The following is a 17,376-nucleotide window of genomic DNA, read 5'->3' as shown; positions in this document are numbered from 1 at the left end:
TGAGCCGGCTGCCTGCCGCCCGGCAGGTCCGCTCCGAGCCGTACCGGATGGACGGCTGGAGGGCCCGGCGCCGGCGCCGTATCACGTGCGTGCATGTGCAGTGTGTGCGTGATGGGCAACTCGCCTACGTCCGGGACGAGTTGTGGCTACCGTTGTTTCTTATGGAATGTCAGCGCAGCGTCGGAAGTGTGCGTATCCGTCTCGGCGCGTCCGGGGCCGACGGCGGGGCGAGGGCCACCCTCGATTTCTACGCGTGGCTGAGGCAGACCCCCGATGTCCGGGACCACGCGGACGTCAGCCTCCGCCCCGTCGAGCAGGACGACAGCCTCCGCCCCGCTCAGCAGGACGACGCGGAGACGATGGGCGCGGTCGAGATCATCGAGCTGGTTCTGAGCCAGGGATTCGCGGCCCTCAACCTGGCGCTCGCGTACGCCTCCTGGCGCACCGCCCGTCCCTCCGCGCCCGCGGTGACGCTGACGGGGCTTCTCCGGGGGCGAGTGGCGGATGTCCCGCCGCGCGAGCGGCCCTGGCCTCCCGGACCACCTCCACCAGGCCGGCCGTCCTCGTCGGGCCCCTTGGGGTCGGCTCTCGGCTCCTGTGATTCCCGGGCGTAATAATAGAGCGAGCACTCGGTCTATTATTAGGGAACGCCAGGGCCGGAGGGGGAACATGAGCATGCGCAAGAGACTTGAGCAGACCCAGGGGAGCCGGGAGAGCCAGGAGGGCCGGCGGAGTGACCAGGTCACCGTGCTCGGCGAGCCGGCTTGGAGCACCGTGGGCGTCTATGTCGTCTGCGTGCTGGTGGGGGTGGGGCTCGGCTGGCTCGTCGGTCTCCTGGCCGACTGGCTCTTGACGCTGCCCTGGGCCCCGATGCGGGGACCGGTCGAGCTTGTCGCCTCGATCCCCGCGCCGGGGCTGCCCGCCGCGGGTGCGGTGGCAGGTCTCGTCCTCGGATTTGTCGCCCAGCACGAGCAGTTGGTGGTTCGGCTGTCCGATGATCGCGTTGTGCTCGCGCGCAAGGGCCGGGAGGAGGAGTTCTCACCCGACGCCATCGCCGCGGTCTTCCGGGACGGCAAGCAACTTGTTCTTCTCGGCCACGACGGTGGTGAACTCACCCGGCAGGGATGCGACCTGGACGCAGGCCGGGTTGCCGACGCCTTCACCGAGCGCGGCTACGCGTGGGCGGACTCCGATCCCCACAAGGACGAGTTCCGCCGCTGGGTCCCGGATACTCCCGGACTGCCGGAGGGTGCGAACGCCATCCTCAAGGCCCGCCAGAAGTCGCTGGAAAAGAAGGACCCCTCCGACGGCGACCTTCAAGAGCTCCGTGCGGAGCTGGCCCGTCTCGGCGTCGTCGTGCGGGACGAGAAGCGACGGCAGTACTGGAGGACGCTCCGGCAGTCGGGTCCGCCCGTGGAATGAACGACCCTGAAAAGTCGGACGCACCTCGCCGGGGCCGTTCAGCTCACGCTTCCCGAACTGGTCGGCGAGAGCCCCAGCACCCGCCGGGCGCGCTCTCACGGGGCCGGCGCCGCGGTCCCGGCGTGCGTCGCCAGGATCCGCACGCGACCGGTCAGGATCGAAGAAGCGGAATCCCCCGCCGCCTCGTAGCGTCGGAGGCATGGACATCAAGCTCGCAACGTGCTTCATCGCAGTCGACGACCATGACAAGGCGCTCGCCTTCTACCGCGACATCCTCGGCCTGGAGGTACGCAACGACGTCGCGTACGCGGGGATGCGCTGGCTGACCCTCGGCTCGCCCGCGCAGCCGGACGTGGATGTCGTCCTCGAACCGCCGCTCGCCGACCCCAACGCCTCGCCTGCCGACAAGCAGGCGATGGCGGAACTGCTGGCCAAAGGCATGCTACGCGGCGTGATCTTCTCCACCGACGACTGCGACGCCACCTTCGAACGCATCCGGTCCGCCGGCGGGGAGGTGCTGCAAGAGCCGGTCGACCAGCCGTACGGCGTCCGCGACTGCGCCTTCCGCGACCCGGCCGGCAACATGATCCGCTTCACCCGGCCCCGCGAGCGGTAGGACCGCCGGTCGGCAAGGGCCGCCCGCCCGGCAGGGACCGCCTACGGGTAAGGACCCGCCTGCGGGCCCCGCCCGGCGCGGTACGGAAGGAGGCCCGCCCGTGGACCGGGCGGCTCGGTGACCGTTGCCGAGGCGGGGCCGGCGAAGCAGAACCTGACGTACTGCGCGAAGCTGGTCAGATCGATCCAGGCGGCGAAGCCGACGGAGTCCGCGAGGCTCGGCCCGCCCAACAGATGGAGACACGATGAGCAAGGCCACGAGGACGGACACGCAGTCGTCCGCGCCGGTGCCGCACGCTGCCGACAGCCACGATCTGATCCGCGTGCACGGCGCCCGCGTGAACAACCTCAAGGACGTCAGCGTCGAGCTCCCGAAGCGCCGGCTGACGGTGTTCACCGGCGTCTCCGGCTCGGGCAAGAGCTCGCTGGTGTTCAACACGATCGCCGCGGAGTCACAGCGGATGATCAACGAGACCTACAGCTCCTTCGTACAGGGCTTCATGCCGACGCAGGCACGGCCCGAGGTCGACGTCCTCGAAGGGCTGACGACCGCGATCATCATCGACGCACAGCGGATGGGGTCCGACCCCCGCTCCACGGTCGGCACCGCCACCGACGTCAACGCGATGCTGCGCATCCTCTTCAGCCGGCTCGGGCAGCCCCACATCGGCTCCCCCAGCGCGTTCGCCTTCAACCTGGCCTCGGTCCGGGCGAGCGGCGGGATCACCGTCGAGCGCGGTGCCGCCAAGACCAGGACCGTGAAGGCGACGTTCAACCGCACCGGCGGGATGTGTACGCGCTGCGAGGGCCGGGGCACGGTCTCCGACATCGATCTCACCCAGCTCTACGACGACTCCAAGTCGCTCGCCGACGGCGCGTTCACCATCCCCGGCTGGAAGTCGGACAGCTTCTGGACCGTGCGGGTCTATGCCGAGTCGGGCTTCGTCGACCCGAACAAGCCGATCCGCGAGTACACCAAGAAGGAGCTGCGGGACTTCCTGTACCGGGAGCCGACCAAGGTGAAGGTCGACGGCGTGAACCTCACCTACGAGGGGCTGATCCCCAAGATTCACAAGTCGTTCCTGTCCAAGGACAAGGAGGCGATGCAGCCGCACATCCGGGCGTTCGTGGAGCGGGCTGTCACCTTCACCACCTGCCCCGAGTGCGAGGGCACCCGGCTCAGCGAGGGGGCCCGGTCGTCGAAGATCGAGGGGGTCAGCATCGCCGACGTCTGCGCGATGGAGATCCGAGACCTGGCCGACTGGATCCGGCGTCTCAAGGAGCCTTCCGCAAGCTCTTCGAGCAGGGGATATTCCGCGGTGACGCCGCTGCTCACCGCGTTGCAGCGGACGCTCGACTCGCTCGTGGAGATCGGCCTCGGCTACCTCTCGCTCGACCGGTCGTCGGGCACGCTGTCGGGCGGCGAGGCGCAGCGCGTCAAGATGATCCGCCACCTCGGCTCCTCGCTCACCGACACCACCTACGTCTTCGACGAGCCGACCATCGGCCTGCACCCCCACGACATCCAGCGGATGAACGGCCTGCTGCTGCGGTTGCGGGACAAGGGCAACACGGTGCTCGTCGTGGAGCACAAGCCGGAGACGATCGCGATCGCCGATCACGTCGTCGACCTCGGCCCCGGCGCCGGCACGGCGGGTGGCACCGTCTGCTTCGAGGGCACCGTCGAGGGGCTGCGGGCCGGCGGCACCCTCACCGGCCGCCACTTCGACGACCGGGCCGCCCTCAAGGAGACGGTGCGAAAGCCCACCGGGGCGCTGGAGATCCGGGGCGCGAGGGCGAACAACCTGCGGGATGTCGACGTCGACATCCCGCTCGGGGCGCTTGTCGTCGTCACCGGCGTCGCGGGCTCGGGCAAGAGCTCACTGATCCACGGCTCCGTCCCCGCCTGGGGGCGCGGCCCGGCCGCCGGGCCGGGAGAGGGCGTGGTGTCGGTCGACCAGGCGCCCATCCGGGGCTCGCGACGGAGCAGCCCGGCGACGTACACCGGAGTGCTCGACCCGATCCGCAAGGCGTTCGCGAAGGCCAACGGCGTGAAGCCGGCGCTGTTCAGCGCCAACTCCGAGGGCGCCTGCCCCAACTGCAACGGCGCCGGCGTCATCTACACCGACCTGGCGATGATGGCCGGTGTCGCCAGCACCTGCGAGGAGTGCGAGGGGAAGCGGTTCCAGGCATCGGTCCTGGAGCACCGCCTCGACGGTCGCGACATCAGCGAGGTGCTCGCGATGTCGGTGGCCGAGGCCGTGGAGTTCTTCGGCTCCGGCGAGGCGCGCACTCCGGCCGCGCAGCGCATCCTCGACCGGCTCACCGATGTCGGGCTCAGCTACCTCCGCCTCGGCCAGCCGCTCACCACGCTGTCCGGCGGCGAGCGGCAGCGGCTCAAGCTGGCGGCCAACATGGCCGAGAGGAGCGGCGACCGGCTCGTCTACGTGCTCGACGAGCCGACCACCGGCCTCCACCTCGCCGACGTCGAGCAGCTGCTCGCCCTGCTCGACCGGCTCGTCGACTCCGGCAAGTCGGTCATCGTCATCGAGCACCACCAGGCGGTCATGGCGCACGCCGACTGGATCATCGACCTCGGCCCGGGGGCCGGCCACGACGGTGGCCGGGTCGTCTTCGAGGGCACACCCGCCGACCTCGTCGCCGCCCGCTCCACCCTCACCGGCGAGCATCTCGCGGCCTACGTCGGCACCTGACCGGGGCCCTCGCGGACGATGTCGGCCCGGTCGATCCCGAGTTGGCCGGGTGCGCCGCAGGGCCCCGCCTGAGAGGATCAGGGACACCTTCGCTCCCACCCGTCAGCAGGAGTCACTCATGTCCATCCGCCGGGCCATGCCCGATATCCGAACAGAGACCATGGAGGAGAGCCGGGACTTCTACGGTCTCCTGGGGTTCGAGGAGGTCATGAACCTTGGCTGGGTCATGACGCTCGCCTCCCCTTCCAACCCCACGGCGCAAGTCACCTTCATGAGCCACGACAAGACCGCGCCGGTCGTGCCCGACATGAGCGTCGAGGTGGACGACGTGGACGCGGCCTACGCAGCGATGCGAGGAAGCGGTGCGGAGATCGTGCACGCCTTGCAGGACGAGGAGTGGGGAGTGCGCCGGTTCTTCGTCCGTGATCCCAACGGCCGGGTGGTCAACGTAGTGGGCCACCGATGACCCGGCCCCCTCCCCGAAGGCCACCGGGCGGGCGCCGAGCGGCTTGCTGAACGGCTGGGCCGCCGGCGGGCCGTGAGCCCGCCGGACGACACCGCGTACCGCTGTCGCTACCGCTGCCGCTTGCCGACGAGGTTGGCCATGGCGAAGACGCCGCCTCCGGCGACCGCGAGGCCGAGGAGCGCGATGCCGCCCTTCAGCCCCTTCCACCAGAACTCGGCGGGGGCCCCGGGCTCGTGTTCCAGCATGGCGTCAAGGACGTCGGTTCCGCCGGCGTCGAGCAGGACGAAGACGTAGCCGTTGGCGGTGCCCATGAAGACGGCGAGCATGGCCAGCAGCGCGGGAGCGACGTACGCGCCGGGGTTGGGCCCGCCCATCTTGCCCGCCACCGAGCCGACGACCAGCGCGAGTACCAGCGCGAAGACGACGTACATGACGCGCAGCCCGACCTTCGACAGATCGTCGTAGCTGGCGACGAGGAGGCCGGCGAACAGCGTCGCGCCGAAGCCGGAGATGAGCCACCCGAGAAGGAACGCCTTCACCCCGCTGCCACGGCGTGGTGGCGGGAATCCTGGCTGGTAGGGGTAGCCGGGCGGCTGCATCGGCTGAAACTGCTGCATGGGCTGAGGTGGCTGCATGGGCTGTTGCGGCGGCCAAGGCTGGCTCATGTGTCCCCCGAGACTGAAGCATGAAAAGAATACGAGCACCCAACCTACCAAGACGGTCCGCACGCATCCGGTACCCTGCCAGTGCTTTTTGGTATGCACGGGCATTCGGAGCCTGGAACGCAACTCGGCACAACGGGGGATCACATGCACATACGCCGCGCCATGGGCGCAGCCGCTCTCATCCTGGCCACCACCGCAGCACTTTCCGGGTGCGCCGACGACCCCAAGGACAAGGCGTTCGGTGGGCTCGGCGACCTCGACGACGCGCCGTCGGTGCCCTCAGGGGGCCCCTCGCTCGACCCCTCGATGTCCCCCAGCGACATCCCCAGCCTCGACCCCGGCGCGTCCAGCGGCGGCAGCACCGACCTCCCGTCCTCGCCGACGAGCCCGGCCGCGCCCACGTACGACTCCGACGCGCTGGGCGAGGTCGTCGGGAAGAACTGCCGCTACAGCCGGGCGACCTCCCAGATCAAGTTCGACGTCGACATCCAGAACTCCTCCAGCGACACCTCGTTCACCTACAGCTTCTCCGTCCAGTTCAAGATCGGCAGTTCTCCCAGCTCCTCGGTCGCGACCGATCCCATCGGCTCCGACTTCGACACGATGACGGTGGCCGCCGGAAGCGACCGCTCGGCCACCATGGAAATCACGCACAGCACCAGCCAACGGCTCGCCTTCTCCTGCCAGGTGACGAGGGCGAGCAAGGTGCCGTCCTCGTAGGACGACGCCCTATCCGAGGAGGCCGGCCGGCTGCCGCGACAGCGCAGCGGCCGGCCTCACGCATGAGCGCGCCCGACGGCGCCGGAGCGAACCGGCCCGCCGGTGTGCGGAGTTCTCCGGCCCTCCCCCACAGCGTGGACACAACTCCCGCGCGGACACAGCGCGCAGCGGCGCGGAACTCTCCTACGCCATCGGCCGGTTCCCCGCGCCGAACGCGAAGAAGCGGGCGGCACAAAGAGGCACGGGGTGTGCTGATTCATCAACAGGCGGTGCACCATGTGGAGATCTTGAGACGAGTGGACCTTCAAGTGGCGATCGGCTGCACTGTCGTGTTCTGCTCTTCGGACAGTCGGGCGGAACCACCGCTACCGGTTCCAGTTCGCCTGGTTTTCCAGGTGTGCCCATGCCCGACTGATGAGCGTCCCGATCGGCATTTCATGCCGTCTGGGACGAGTCCCCCTCATAAAACCGAAAGCAATGAAGGGAAACGCATCCATGCGTCACCACATCGAGACCGCTGAGCTTGCCGACGCCGAGCTGGACGCCGTTTCCGGCGGCATCGTCAACGAGGCTGTGAGCGAGGTCGGCGGCACCGTCGGCGGCGTCGAGGGCCTGGTCGGCAACACCGTGAACGGTGTCAGCACCGACGGTCTCCCGGGTGTCGGCGTCGGCGTCAACGCCGCCTCCTGACCCACTGGCCAGGAATACTGGTGTCATTGACTGACACCTTTCCCGCGTCGCTTCGGAACTGCTTGCAATTCCCTTAGCGCGGGGACATGGCATAAGCCCCGGAACTTCGTTCCGGGGCTTATGTGTTACGGTCGTGCGCCGTTGTCGCCACATCAGTGACCGGCCGCAGGACAAGAAGTGAAGGAAAGGTAAGGACAGGTGACGTGGAGTTCCGGCAAAAGGCGCTTGGCAAGCTGCAATCGCCCGAAGAACTCGACGTTCCCGTACGCTTCGCACGGCCGCAGGGCCTTCTCGTACTCGTCGTCACCATTGTGGTGATGGCGGCGGGCTGCGTCTGGGCCGTCACAGGAACCGTCTCCTCCAAGCTCGCCGCCCCCGGCGTCCTCACCCACACCCAGGGCAGCTACCTCCTCCAGAGCCCCGTCCCGGGGCAGGTGACCGCCGTGCACGCCAAGGCGGGGCAGTCGGTCGAAAAGGGTGCGCCCGTGGTGAGTGTGCGCACGGACCAGGGTGTGCGGCCGGTGCGTGCCGTGGCGCGCGGCCGGGTCACGTCCCTGGCGGCCGAGGTGGGCGCCGTGGTCACCACCGGCGCGGACGTGGCGACCGTCGAGCGCGTCAGAAGCGCGGACGACCCACTCGTGGCGATGCTCTACATCCCCGCGGACAAGGGCGCGACCGTGCCGGTGGGCGCGACCGTCGACCTGACCGTCGGCTCCGTACCGGCGGACCGGTACGGGATGCTCCGCGGCACGGTGCAGTCCGTCGGGCAGTCGCCGCAGACCCGGCAGCAGATCAGCGGCTTCCTCGGAGACAAGGACCTGGCACAGCAGTTCACCCGCCGGGGCCGGCCCCTGGCCGTCCTGGTGCGGCTCAAGCGCGCCCCGGCCACGAAGTCCGGGTACGCCTGGTCCCGCGACGGCGGCCCGCCGTCCGCCCCCGAGTCGGCGACGCCGGTGCGCGGCGCGGCGCACCTCACCGCGCAGCGGCCCGTCGACTGGCTCCTGCCGTGACCGCCACGCAGCACCGGCGCCGGCACGGCGGGCGCGAGAGCGCCCCCAAGAGCGCGCGCGCCGTGCGGACCCCCACCGTGCTCCAGATGGAGGCCGTCGAGTGCGGTGCCGCCGCGCTCGCCATGGTGCTGGGCCACCACGGGCGCCATGTGCCGCTGGAGGAGCTGCGCATCGCCTGCGGCGTATCCCGGGACGGCTCCAGGGCCAGCAGTCTGCTGAAGGCCGCGCGCGGCTACGGGCTGACGGCCAAGGGCATGCAGATGGAGCCCTCGGCGCTGGCCGAGGTGTCCGCACCGGCCATCTTGTTCTGGGAGTTCAACCACTACGTCGTCCTCGACGGTCTCGGCCGCCGCTTCGGCCGCCGGGGGGTGTACATCAACGACCCGGCCAAGGGGCGCAGGTTCGTCCCCATGGAGGAGTTCGACACCTCCTTCACCGGTGTGGTGCTGACCTTCACGCCGTCCGAGACGTTCCGGCGGGGCGGGCGCAGGCCCAGCGTCACGGGGGCGCTGCCGGCGCGGCTGCGCGGCACCTCGGGTGCGATGTTCGCGGCGCTGGTGGCCAGCTTCCTGCTGGTCGTGGTCGGCGCTTCGGTGCCCGCGCTCAGCCGCACCTACATCGACACCTTCGTCTTCGGCGGGCAGGACTCGCTGCTGGGCGTGCTGTTCGCCGCGATGGGTGCCGCCGCCGTCCTCACCGCCGTACTGACCGCGCTCCAGCAGGGCAACCTGCTGCGCGCCCGGCTCATCTCCTCGACGCTCAGCAGCGCCCGGTTCCTGCGGCATCTGCTGCGGCTGCCGGTCACCTTCTTCGCGCAGCGCAGCCCGGCCGACCTCGTGCAGCGGCTCCAGTCCAACGACACCGTGGCCGAGACGCTGGCCCGGGACCTGGCGGCGGCGGGCGTGGACGCGGTGGTCGTCGTCGGCTACGCGCTGCTGCTGTGGACGTACGACCCTCAACTGACGCTCGTCGGCGTGGGGATAGCGCTGCTGAACGTGGTGGCGATGCGGGTGGTGATCCGGCTGCGGGCCACCGGCACGCAGAAGCTGCGCGCAGACCGGGCCCGGCTCACCAACACCTCCTACAGCGGTCTCCAGCTCATCGAGACGATGAAGGCGACCGGCGGTGAGACGGGCTACTTCCGCCGCTGGGCGGGCCAGCACGCCACCACCCTCGACGTGCAGCAGCGGCTCGGCGTACCGAGCGCGGCGCTGGCCGTGGTCGCGCCGACCCTGGCCACCCTCAACAGCGCCCTGATCCTGCTGATCGGCGGCACGCGGGCGGTGGAGGGGGCCATCACGGCGGGGCTGCTCGTCGCGTTCCAGGCGCTGGTCACCAGCTTCACCGCGCCGCTGACCCGGCTGAACTCGGTGGCGGGCCGCATCCAGGACTTCGCCGCCGACGTCGCCCGGCTCAAGGACGTGGAGACCTTCCCCGCCGACCCGCTCTACACCCGGCGCGAACCACCCGCCAGCACCCGGCGGCTGGCCGGGTACGTGACGCTGGAGAACGTCACCTTCGGCTACAACCCGCTGGACAAGCCGCTGCTCACCGGTCTGTCGCTGGCCGTGGGCCCTGGGCAGCAGATCGCGCTCGTCGGCGGGTCGGGCAGCGGCAAGTCCACGGTGTCGCGGCTGATCGCGGGCCTGTACACGCCGTGGGAGGGGATCATCCGCATCGACGGCCGGCGGCTGGAGGACCTGCCGCGCGGCGCGCTGGCCGCTTCCGTCTCCTTCGTCGACCAGGACGTGTTCCTGTTCGAGGGCACGGTCCGGGACAACGTGGCGCTGTGGGACCCCTCCCTGAGCGACGACGCGGTCGAGACGGCGCTGCGGGACGCGGCGCTGTACGAGGACGTGGCGCGGCGCCCCGGTGGCCTCCACAGCCGCGTCGAGCAGGACGGCCGCAACTTCTCGGGCGGACAGCGGCAGCGGCTGGAGATCGCCCGCGCGCTGGTGCGGCGGCCCAGCATCCTCGTCCTGGACGAGGTGACCAGCGCCCTGGACGCCGAGACCGAGGCCCTCATCATCGACAACCTGCGGCGGCGCGGCTGCGCCTGCGTGGTGATCGCGCACCGGCTGAGCACCGTCCGGGACAGCGACGAGATCGTGGTGCTGGACCGCGGCACCGTCGTGGAGCGGGGACGGCACGAGCCGCTGCTCGCCGCCGGGGGGCCGTACGCGCGACTCGTCAAGGAACACTGAGGTACCCAGGTATGTACGCGCAACAGACGGATCAGTCGGTCCCTGAGACGACGGACGTGGTGGTCGACCGGTTCGGCGCGCTGGGCGAGGCGGTGACACACGCCTCCGGCAGCGGCATGGCGCTGGAGGGGCCGCACGTGCTGTGGCTGGTGGCGCACGGTGCGATGGACGTGTTCGCGGTGGACGCGGGAGGCCAGGGCCACTGGCACTTCCTGGGCCGGCTGGAGGCGGGCACCCTGCTGCTGGGCCCGGTGGCGGGCCCGAGGCACACGCTGGTCGGGCGCCCGGTGCGAGGCGGAGTGCTGCGCCGGATACCCCTGCGGGAGCTGTTCCCCCAGCCCGCCCAGCCCCAGCCCGCCCAGCCACCGCACGGCGGAGGCGGGTTCGGCGCGTATGACGCGTATGACGCGCTCGGCCCGCTCGATGACGCCTTCGCCCGGGGTGTAGGGCGGGGGCTGCGGGTGCTGTTCGAGGCGCCGCTGGACGGGGAGCCCGGCTACCCGGGCCACTCCGGGGACCAGGGCCCCGCGACCGACGACGACATCCTGTGGATGCCCGTCGCCCCCGGCAGCGTGCGGTACGGCGCCGCCTACAGCGCGGAGGCCGCCGCCGACCTGCTGATAGACGGCGCCATGTGGCAGCGCATGGTCGACCAGCTGGCCCGGCTGCTGTACACCCTGGACCGCTGGATCGAGCGGCTGGAGCGCGCCCACGAGGACCGTACGGCGGCGGGCATGGAAGCGGGCGAGACCGTCCGCGCCGAGGCCGACGAGGCCCTGCTCGCCGCGATCGACAAGTCCGGGCGCGGCGGCGACGCGGGGCAGGACTCCGACGACAGCGCGCTCGCCGTGTGCCGCGCGGTCGCCGAGGCCGCCGGGGTCACGCTGCGCCTTCCCCCTGAAGGGCTCTCCTCCCGCGACCGCATGGACCCGGTCGAGCGGCTCGCCCTCACCTCGGGGCTGCGCACCCGCCCCGTGAAGCTGTCGGGAGACTGGTGGAAGGAGAACACCGGCCCGCTGGTGGGCCACCGCGCTGCGAGCGGTGCGCCGGTGGCGCTGCTGTGGCGGCGCGGCCGGTACGAGGCGGTGCAGCCCGGCAGCGGCAGCCGCTGGCGGATCGGCAAGGCGAACGCCGCCACACTCGCCCCCCGCGCCGTGATGTTCTACCGGCCGCTGCCCGAACAGCCGCTGCCCGCACGGCGGCTGCTGCGCTTCGCGCTGTACGGCGCCCGCGGCGACCTGCTCACCCTGGTGCTGAGCGGGCTCGTCGCGGTCGGCCTGGGCGCGCTGGTGCCGGTGGCCACCGGTCAGGTCCTGGGCACGTACGTGCCCAACGCGGAGAAGGGCCTCATCGCGCAGGCCGCCGCGGCGCTCGTGGGCACCGCCGTGGTGGCGGCGGCGTTCATGCTGTTGCAGAACACCGCGCTGCTGCGGCTGGAGGGCCGGATCGAGTCCACGCTGCAACCGGCGGTGTGGGACCGGCTGCTGCGGCTGCCCACGCGGTTCTTCGCCGAGCGGTCCACCGGCGAGCTGGCCAGCGCCGCCATGGGTGTCAGCGCCATCCGCCGCGTGCTGTCGGGCATCAGCTCGATCGTCGTGCAGTCCGGCACGGTCGCCGCGGTCAACCTTGTCCTGCTGCTGGCCTACAGCGTGCCCCTGGCGCTCACCGCGCTCGGCGTACTGGCCCTCGTCGCGGCGATCTTCGCGGCCACCGGGCTGTGGCAACTGCGCTGGCAGCGCCGCCTGGTGGAGCTGAACAACAAGCTCAACAACCAGGCGTTCCAGACCCTGCGCGGCCTGCCGAAGCTGCGGGTCGCGGCGGCGGAGTCGTTCGCCTACGCGGCCTGGGCGAAGGAGTTCGCCCGCAGCCGGGAGCTCCAGCGGCGGGCGGGGCGGATCCGCAACATCAGCACGGTCGTCAACGCGGTGTACCTGCCGCTGGCGACGCTGCTGCTGTTCGTCCTGCTGGCCGGCCCGGCACGCGGCGCGCTGTCACCCAGCGGGTTCCTCACCTTCACCACCGCGATGACGATGCTGCTGACGTCCGTCACCCAGCTGACCAACGCGCTCATCTCGTGCGCCGCGGTCCTTCCGATGTACGAGCAGATCAAGCCGGTGCTCCAGGAGCTCCCGGAGGTACGCGGCGGCAGCGTACAGCCCGGTACGCTCTCCGGCGCGATCGAGGCACGGGAGCTGACCTTCCGCTATTCCGAGGACGGGCCGCTCGTCCTGGACGGCGTCTCCTTCCGGGTGGAGCCCGGGGAGTTCGTGGCGATCGTGGGAGCGAGCGGCTGCGGCAAGTCGACGCTGCTGCGGCTGCTGATCGGCTTCGACCGGCCCACCTCGGGAGAGGTCCGCTACGACGGACAGGACCTCACCGCGCTCGACCAGGTGGCGGTGCGCCGCCAGTGCGGTGTCGTGCTCCAGAACGCGCAGCCGCACGCCGGCTCGATCCTGGAGTGCGTCTGCGGCGCGGAGACCTTCCCCCTGGAGGAGGTGTGGGAGGCGGCACGGATGGCGGGGGTGGCCGACGACATCAAGGCGATGCCCATGGGCCTCCACACCATGCTCTCCGACGGCGGTGGCACCGTATCCGGCGGCCAGCGGCAGCGGCTGATGATCGCGCAGGCGCTGGTGCGCCGCCCTCGTCTGCTCTTCTTCGACGAGGCGACCAGCGCGCTGGACAACGAGACGCAGCGCGTGGTGGCGGAGAGCACGCGGGAGCTGCGCGCCACCCGGGTGGTGATCGCGCACCGGCTGTCCACCGTGCTGGACGCGGACCGGGTGATCGTGATGTCCCAGGGCCGCGTCGTGCAGGAGGGCACGCCGGCGGCCCTGCTGGCCGACCCCACGGGCTTGTTCCACGAGCTGGTCCGCCGACAGCGGTAGCGCTCCGCTGGGAGTCCAGTACCCCGTCTGCGGCAACGTCGTGGCTGTCGCGCCGTTCCCCGCGCCCCTTACGGTGCGCTCACGGCCCGCCCGGGGAGGTGTCGCTGGGGATCACACAGTTCTTCGGCTGTTCCCGTCCCGTGGACCAGCCCAGGCCGACGAACTTCAGCTTGCCATGGCCCTCCCGGCCCGGATCCAGCTCGACCACGGCGGCCGGCTTGTCGTACGGGTTCCCGTTGCTGGTCAGGCAGATCAGTCCGCTCGCACCGTGCACCCGGTGCCGGGACTGGAGCCGCGACCACTGCCCACCGACGTCCGCACGGCTGGGCACCTCCTCGGCGCCGCCGTGCTGCGCGAGGTGCAGTGCCTTGCCGATGGTGGTGAGGCCGTCGTACACGAGCATCGTCCGGGAGTCCTCCAGGTCCGGCTTCGAGCCGAGCCGTACGCCCTCGCCGCGCGTGGTCTCTATCCGCTTCTTCAGGGTCTCCAGGGCCGCGCCGGGCTCGGTGAGGTACTGGGGGAGGTCCTTCTCGGTGGGCTTGCGGTCGTGGTCCGCGCGCCACTTCTTCTTCCAGTCGGCCAGTTCGGCACGCCAGGCGTCCGGGTGCGCGGGGGCGGCGTACTGCACCGTCACCTTCGGCTCGCCGCCCTCGCCGCGCAGCCGCTCCCAGTCCTTCTTCGTCATGTCCAGCCGCAGCGAGGCGGCGTCGGAGCCGCTGACGAGGGTGTAGTGCCGGTTTTGGCAGTCCACCTGGGCGAGCTTGAGCGCGAAGAGCCGCAGGTGCACCGTGCGGCCCGCGAAGTAGACGGTGTCGGCGCCGGAGTCGCAGATGTTGTTGGCCGTCTGGGTGAACTGGTTGCCGGTCGAGCCCGGCTCGTCGATGCCCGGGGACTCGAAGGGCATCGCGGCGGGACCGGGCGGGCCCTTCTCCTTGATCCCGCTGAACGCCTTCGCCAGCGACTCGTTGTAGCCGTCGTCGCGCTTGTCGTAGACCAGCACCGTCTTCCGGTTCTCCCGGCCCCGTTCGCCGTTGAAGTTGGCCAGTGCCTGGGCGGCGTCGTGGTTGGTGGGGAGGATCCGGGCCAGGCCGGGGAACCGTGCCTTGGCCGAGCCGTCCGTCCGGTCCTCGTTCGAGATCCGGTCCCCGCTGATCCGGGAGGCGAGCACGGGGATCTTGTGCTTCGTCAGCCGCTCGACCGCTTCCTCCGTGTCATCGAGGCTGAGATTGAAGCCCGTGACGGCGCGCAGCCGGTCCTTGGACGAATCGGCCATCCGCAGCAGGGTGTTCACGACCTTCTCCTGCTGCTTGTAGTCCCGCCCGGGGTTGGCCAGCACCAGCCGGATCTTCGGCGGTTCCCCCTCGCCCCCGTTGGCCTGCCGCTGCCCCAGATACGCGCCCTGGATGTCGCTGCGCATCTGCCTGCGCAGCGCCGCCTTGTCCGACTGGAGCGGCAGCATCATCGCCACCGTGACGTGCGAGCTGCCCTCGGCCTTCTTGTTCTGGCGTGCGATGGCCTTGGCCACGTCGCGGATCTCCGGCGTGCCGAAGTCGTAGCCCTCGCCGTTGACGCCGACGCACTCGCCGCCGACCCGCTCCACCCCGTCGGCACAGGTGTCCGGCTTCTGGGCGCAGGACTTGATGAGGTAGCCGGCCACGACGATCGCCGCCACCGCCAGCAGCGTGTAGAGGATCTTCTTCCACTTGGGCATCCCCGTTATCTCCTTCGCCCCAGCTGCTCTGTGCAGGCGCAGCGCAGCAACGGCTGCTCGTTCGCCGCCAGGCCGCTCCAGTAGGTCGCCGTCTTGCCGAGCTGTCCCGCCCCGTCGAACTCCATGATCGAGAGGAGCTCCAGCAGTTTCTCCAGCGTGCGGGCCGTCTCCTGGCCGGTCGGCCTGGTCCGCTCCTCGCACAGCCACACCGCGTGCAGCAGCTGGTCGACGGTGCGGCGCAGCGCCGGTCCGTCCGCCGTCACCAAGCCCTGGGCGCGCTCCCGCCGGGCGTCGGCGCCGCCCGGGTACGGCGCCTGGGCGATCTCCAGCAGCTCCGCGCACCACTCCTGGGGGCGCCCTGGCAGCGTGGCGGCCAGATGGCGGGCCACGTCGTCCGCACCGCCGGAGACCAGGTGGTGGTTCATCCGGTGCGCCATGACCGAACGGAACGCCCCGTCGCCCGGCGCGCCCTCGTCCGTCACCGCGCGCGTCGCGTAGTGGTCCCGCAGCAGGTGGTGGTCGGCATACCAGGCGGCTGCTGCGGGGCGCAGCCCGTACAGCCGGTGCACCAGCATCTGGCGCAGCCCGAAGTCCCCGATGAAATGCCGTTCGCAGCTGGGCCACCCGGTGTCGGTGAGCAGCTTCGAGATGTGATGCGCCGTCAAGCGGTGGACCCGGCCCGACTGATGGTGACGGAGCAGGACGTCCGCGCACTCCTCGTCGTGCGCCACCGACAGATGGGTGAGGAGGTCCAGCCACTGGCCGCGGTGCTCGCCCGGCAGCCCCACCGGCAGCTGGTCCAGGATCAGCTCCTGGAGCAGCACCTCGGCCACCGGCTGCTCGGGGGTGCCGTCGCCGGGGAGCCGCAGTGGGGCGGCCAGTACGTCCCGGTCGTTGGCGTCGGCCGGCATCCGGAAGGCGGCAGCCGCGGCGGCCAGCCGGATCACCGTGTGCGGCCGTCCCCCGCTCAGCCGTGCCACGGCGGCGTCGACGCGGCGGCGGTTCGCGCCGCCTTCCGGCTCCGCGCGCGTCTGCCTTCGCTCGGTCTCCCGGCGCAGCTGGTCCCCGGTGAGGAAGGGCATCCGCAGCAGCAGCGCCCCGTCGGCCAGCGGTGCCCGGTCCGCCCCTTCGTCCGTGGGCCGGGACCACGCGGGCGGGGCGCCGTCGGCGGGCCGGAACTCGGCCGGGGGCGCCACGTCCTCCGGCGGCAGGCCGCCGTACAGGAAGCCGCCGCCGTCCGCCCGGCGCGTCGTGCCCACGATCACCACACGGTCGCGCTGCCCTCCCCTGCGGTCGAGGAGGACGGCCTTCAACAGCCCCTCCCCCAGCGGCGTCTCGGCGTGATCCAGCAGCAGCCCCGGGCGGCCGACCCGGCGCAGCCAGCCGGACGCCGAGGCGTGGGCCGCCTCCAGGTCCTCGCGCAGCGCCCGGAAGAGGAAGCCCTCTGCCAGCTCGCGCGCGTCGCCCCCGGCCTGGAAGTCGGCGGCGAGGTTGCGCAGTCCGTGCTTGGGCTGACCGGCCGCGCCGGGGTACGCGCCGTAGATCCGCTCCAGTTCCGCCCTGCCCCGGGGCGCCAACCGCGCGAAGAGGGCATCCAGCAGTGCGTTGCTCACCGCCGCCGAGTACGGGCCGAGCTGTTCCCCGGACAGGGTCGTCAGCAGGTTCCGGATGGTCCCGACGAACACGCCGCTCCAGAAGTCACGCCCCCGCGTGCCGAGGAGGCCGGGCTTCTGGGCCAGCTCCTCGTACCGTTCGATCTCCGTCGCGACCGCCTCGGGGGTGCCCTCCGCCACGCCGGTCGCGACCATCGCGAGGCCCGAGAAGAGCCGGGGGAAGGCGAACGAGCCACCCGTCCCCTGCCAGGTGTGCAGCCGCCGGGCGGCCTCGACCAGGGCCTCGGTCGGGGCGGAGCGGGCGCCCGGCTCCGGCTCCGCCCGGTCCGCGTACGCCGGTGAGCCGCAGTCCAGACAGATCACCGGCACCTTGGTGGCGAGCCGGTCCCGCGCCGCGCGCAGCAGACGGCCCTTGCCCATGCCGGGACCGCCGGTGAGCAGCACCACAGGAAGGTCGGGTCCGTACAGCGGATCCCGGCCGGCGCCCGACGGTGACCGCCCGAACAGGCGGGCGAAGAAGCCCTCCTCACCGAGCAGCTTCTCGAACCCCAGCTCTTCACACACGGGCTCCCCCCATGGAGTGCTCTCCCGCCCGGGAACGGGTGACCGGTGACCGGCGCGCCAGCAAAGGTTAGTGCACCACGAACCAATCTTCGGG

General features: G+C 71.3%; 14 protein-coding genes and 1 pseudogene. 11 read left to right on the top strand and 4 right to left on the bottom strand.

What is annotated here, in order from left to right; all coding sequences use genetic code 11:
- The first annotated feature begins 188 nt into the window (after positions 1 to 188).
- From OHB04_RS35415 to OHB04_RS35400, 4 genes and pseudogenes are all read left to right on the top strand, one after another.
- On the top strand, positions 189 to 614 hold the full coding sequence (locus tag OHB04_RS35415; protein WP_326809062.1) for an effector-associated constant component EACC1: 426 nt from the start codon (positions 189 to 191) through the stop codon (positions 612 to 614).
- Between the two features lie 55 nt (positions 615 to 669).
- Entirely contained in the window at positions 670 to 1,422 is a 753-nt protein-coding gene (locus OHB04_RS35410; protein WP_326809061.1) for a YqeB family protein, read from the top strand.
- Positions 1,423 to 1,435: 13 nt separating this feature from the next.
- Positions 1,436 to 1,611: pseudogene (locus tag OHB04_RS35405) on the top strand (AraC family transcriptional regulator); the annotation flags it as partial.
- Positions 1,612 to 1,621: 10 nt separating this feature from the next.
- Positions 1,622 to 2,038: a VOC family protein gene (locus tag OHB04_RS35400; protein ID WP_326691723.1), complete on the top strand. Its 417-nt coding sequence runs from the start codon at positions 1,622 to 1,624 to the stop codon at positions 2,036 to 2,038.
- A 41-nt stretch (positions 2,039 to 2,079) separates the two neighbouring features.
- On the opposite strand, the gene OHB04_RS35395 is transcribed toward OHB04_RS35400, so the two are convergent.
- Complete coding sequence (locus OHB04_RS35395; protein ID WP_326691722.1) at positions 2,080 to 2,268, bottom strand: hypothetical protein; 189 nt, start codon at positions 2,266 to 2,268, stop codon at positions 2,080 to 2,082.
- A 14-nt stretch (positions 2,269 to 2,282) separates the two neighbouring features.
- Between OHB04_RS35395 and OHB04_RS35390 the strand changes: the two genes are divergently transcribed.
- Positions 2,283 to 4,751: an excinuclease ABC subunit UvrA gene (locus OHB04_RS35390; RefSeq protein ID WP_326809060.1), complete on the top strand. Its 2,469-nt coding sequence runs from the start codon at positions 2,283 to 2,285 to the stop codon at positions 4,749 to 4,751.
- 118 nt (positions 4,752 to 4,869) lie between these two features.
- A complete protein-coding gene (locus tag OHB04_RS35385) occupies positions 4,870 to 5,217 on the top strand; it encodes a VOC family protein (RefSeq protein ID WP_326809059.1) in 348 nt (115 codons plus the stop codon).
- A 107-nt stretch (positions 5,218 to 5,324) separates the two neighbouring features.
- On the opposite strand, the gene OHB04_RS35380 is transcribed toward OHB04_RS35385, so the two are convergent.
- Positions 5,325 to 5,834, bottom strand: a complete 510-nt coding sequence (locus OHB04_RS35380; RefSeq protein WP_326691719.1) for a hypothetical protein — start codon at positions 5,832 to 5,834, stop codon at positions 5,325 to 5,327.
- A 192-nt stretch (positions 5,835 to 6,026) separates the two neighbouring features.
- Here OHB04_RS35380 and OHB04_RS35375 point away from each other — a divergent pair, with 192 nt between their 5' ends.
- The 5 genes from OHB04_RS35375 (at position 6,027) to OHB04_RS35355 (ending at position 13,394) form a co-directional block, all read left to right on the top strand.
- A complete protein-coding gene (locus OHB04_RS35375) occupies positions 6,027 to 6,602 on the top strand; it encodes a hypothetical protein (RefSeq protein ID WP_326809058.1) in 576 nt (191 codons plus the stop codon).
- 495 nt (positions 6,603 to 7,097) lie between these two features.
- The gene (locus OHB04_RS35370) at positions 7,098 to 7,292 is read left to right on the top strand and encodes a hypothetical protein (RefSeq protein ID WP_326691717.1); all 195 of its coding nucleotides are present in this window, start codon (positions 7,098 to 7,100) and stop codon (positions 7,290 to 7,292) included.
- Between the two features lie 203 nt (positions 7,293 to 7,495).
- Positions 7,496 to 8,302 carry an HlyD family efflux transporter periplasmic adaptor subunit gene (locus tag OHB04_RS35365; RefSeq protein ID WP_326809057.1) on the top strand — a complete coding sequence of 269 codons (807 nt, stop codon included), beginning with the start codon at positions 7,496 to 7,498 and terminating at the stop codon, positions 8,300 to 8,302.
- Complete coding sequence (locus OHB04_RS35360) at positions 8,299 to 10,506, top strand: NHLP family bacteriocin export ABC transporter peptidase/permease/ATPase subunit (RefSeq protein WP_405802980.1); 2,208 nt, start codon at positions 8,299 to 8,301, stop codon at positions 10,504 to 10,506. The genes OHB04_RS35365 and OHB04_RS35360 overlap by 4 nt, the downstream gene beginning before the upstream one ends.
- 11 nt (positions 10,507 to 10,517) lie before the next feature.
- The gene (locus OHB04_RS35355; RefSeq protein WP_326809056.1) at positions 10,518 to 13,394 is read left to right on the top strand and encodes an NHLP bacteriocin export ABC transporter permease/ATPase subunit; all 2,877 of its coding nucleotides are present in this window, start codon (positions 10,518 to 10,520) and stop codon (positions 13,392 to 13,394) included.
- Between the two features lie 79 nt (positions 13,395 to 13,473).
- Here OHB04_RS35355 and OHB04_RS35350 read toward each other — a convergent pair whose 3' ends face one another.
- Entirely contained in the window at positions 13,474 to 15,105 is a 1,632-nt protein-coding gene (locus OHB04_RS35350) for an ABC transporter substrate-binding protein (protein ID WP_326809055.1), read from the bottom strand.
- A 5-nt stretch (positions 15,106 to 15,110) separates the two neighbouring features.
- Positions 15,111 to 17,282 (bottom strand): hypothetical protein, encoded by a 2,172-nt coding sequence (locus OHB04_RS35345; protein WP_326809054.1) that lies wholly within the window; start codon positions 17,280 to 17,282, stop codon positions 15,111 to 15,113.
- Between the last annotated feature and the right edge of the window lie 94 nt (positions 17,283 to 17,376).

The organism is Streptomyces sp. NBC_01775, assembly GCF_035917675.1.
Classification (GTDB): domain Bacteria; phylum Actinomycetota; class Actinomycetes; order Streptomycetales; family Streptomycetaceae; genus Streptomyces.
This window is presented reverse-complemented; position numbering and strand designations above follow the sequence as displayed.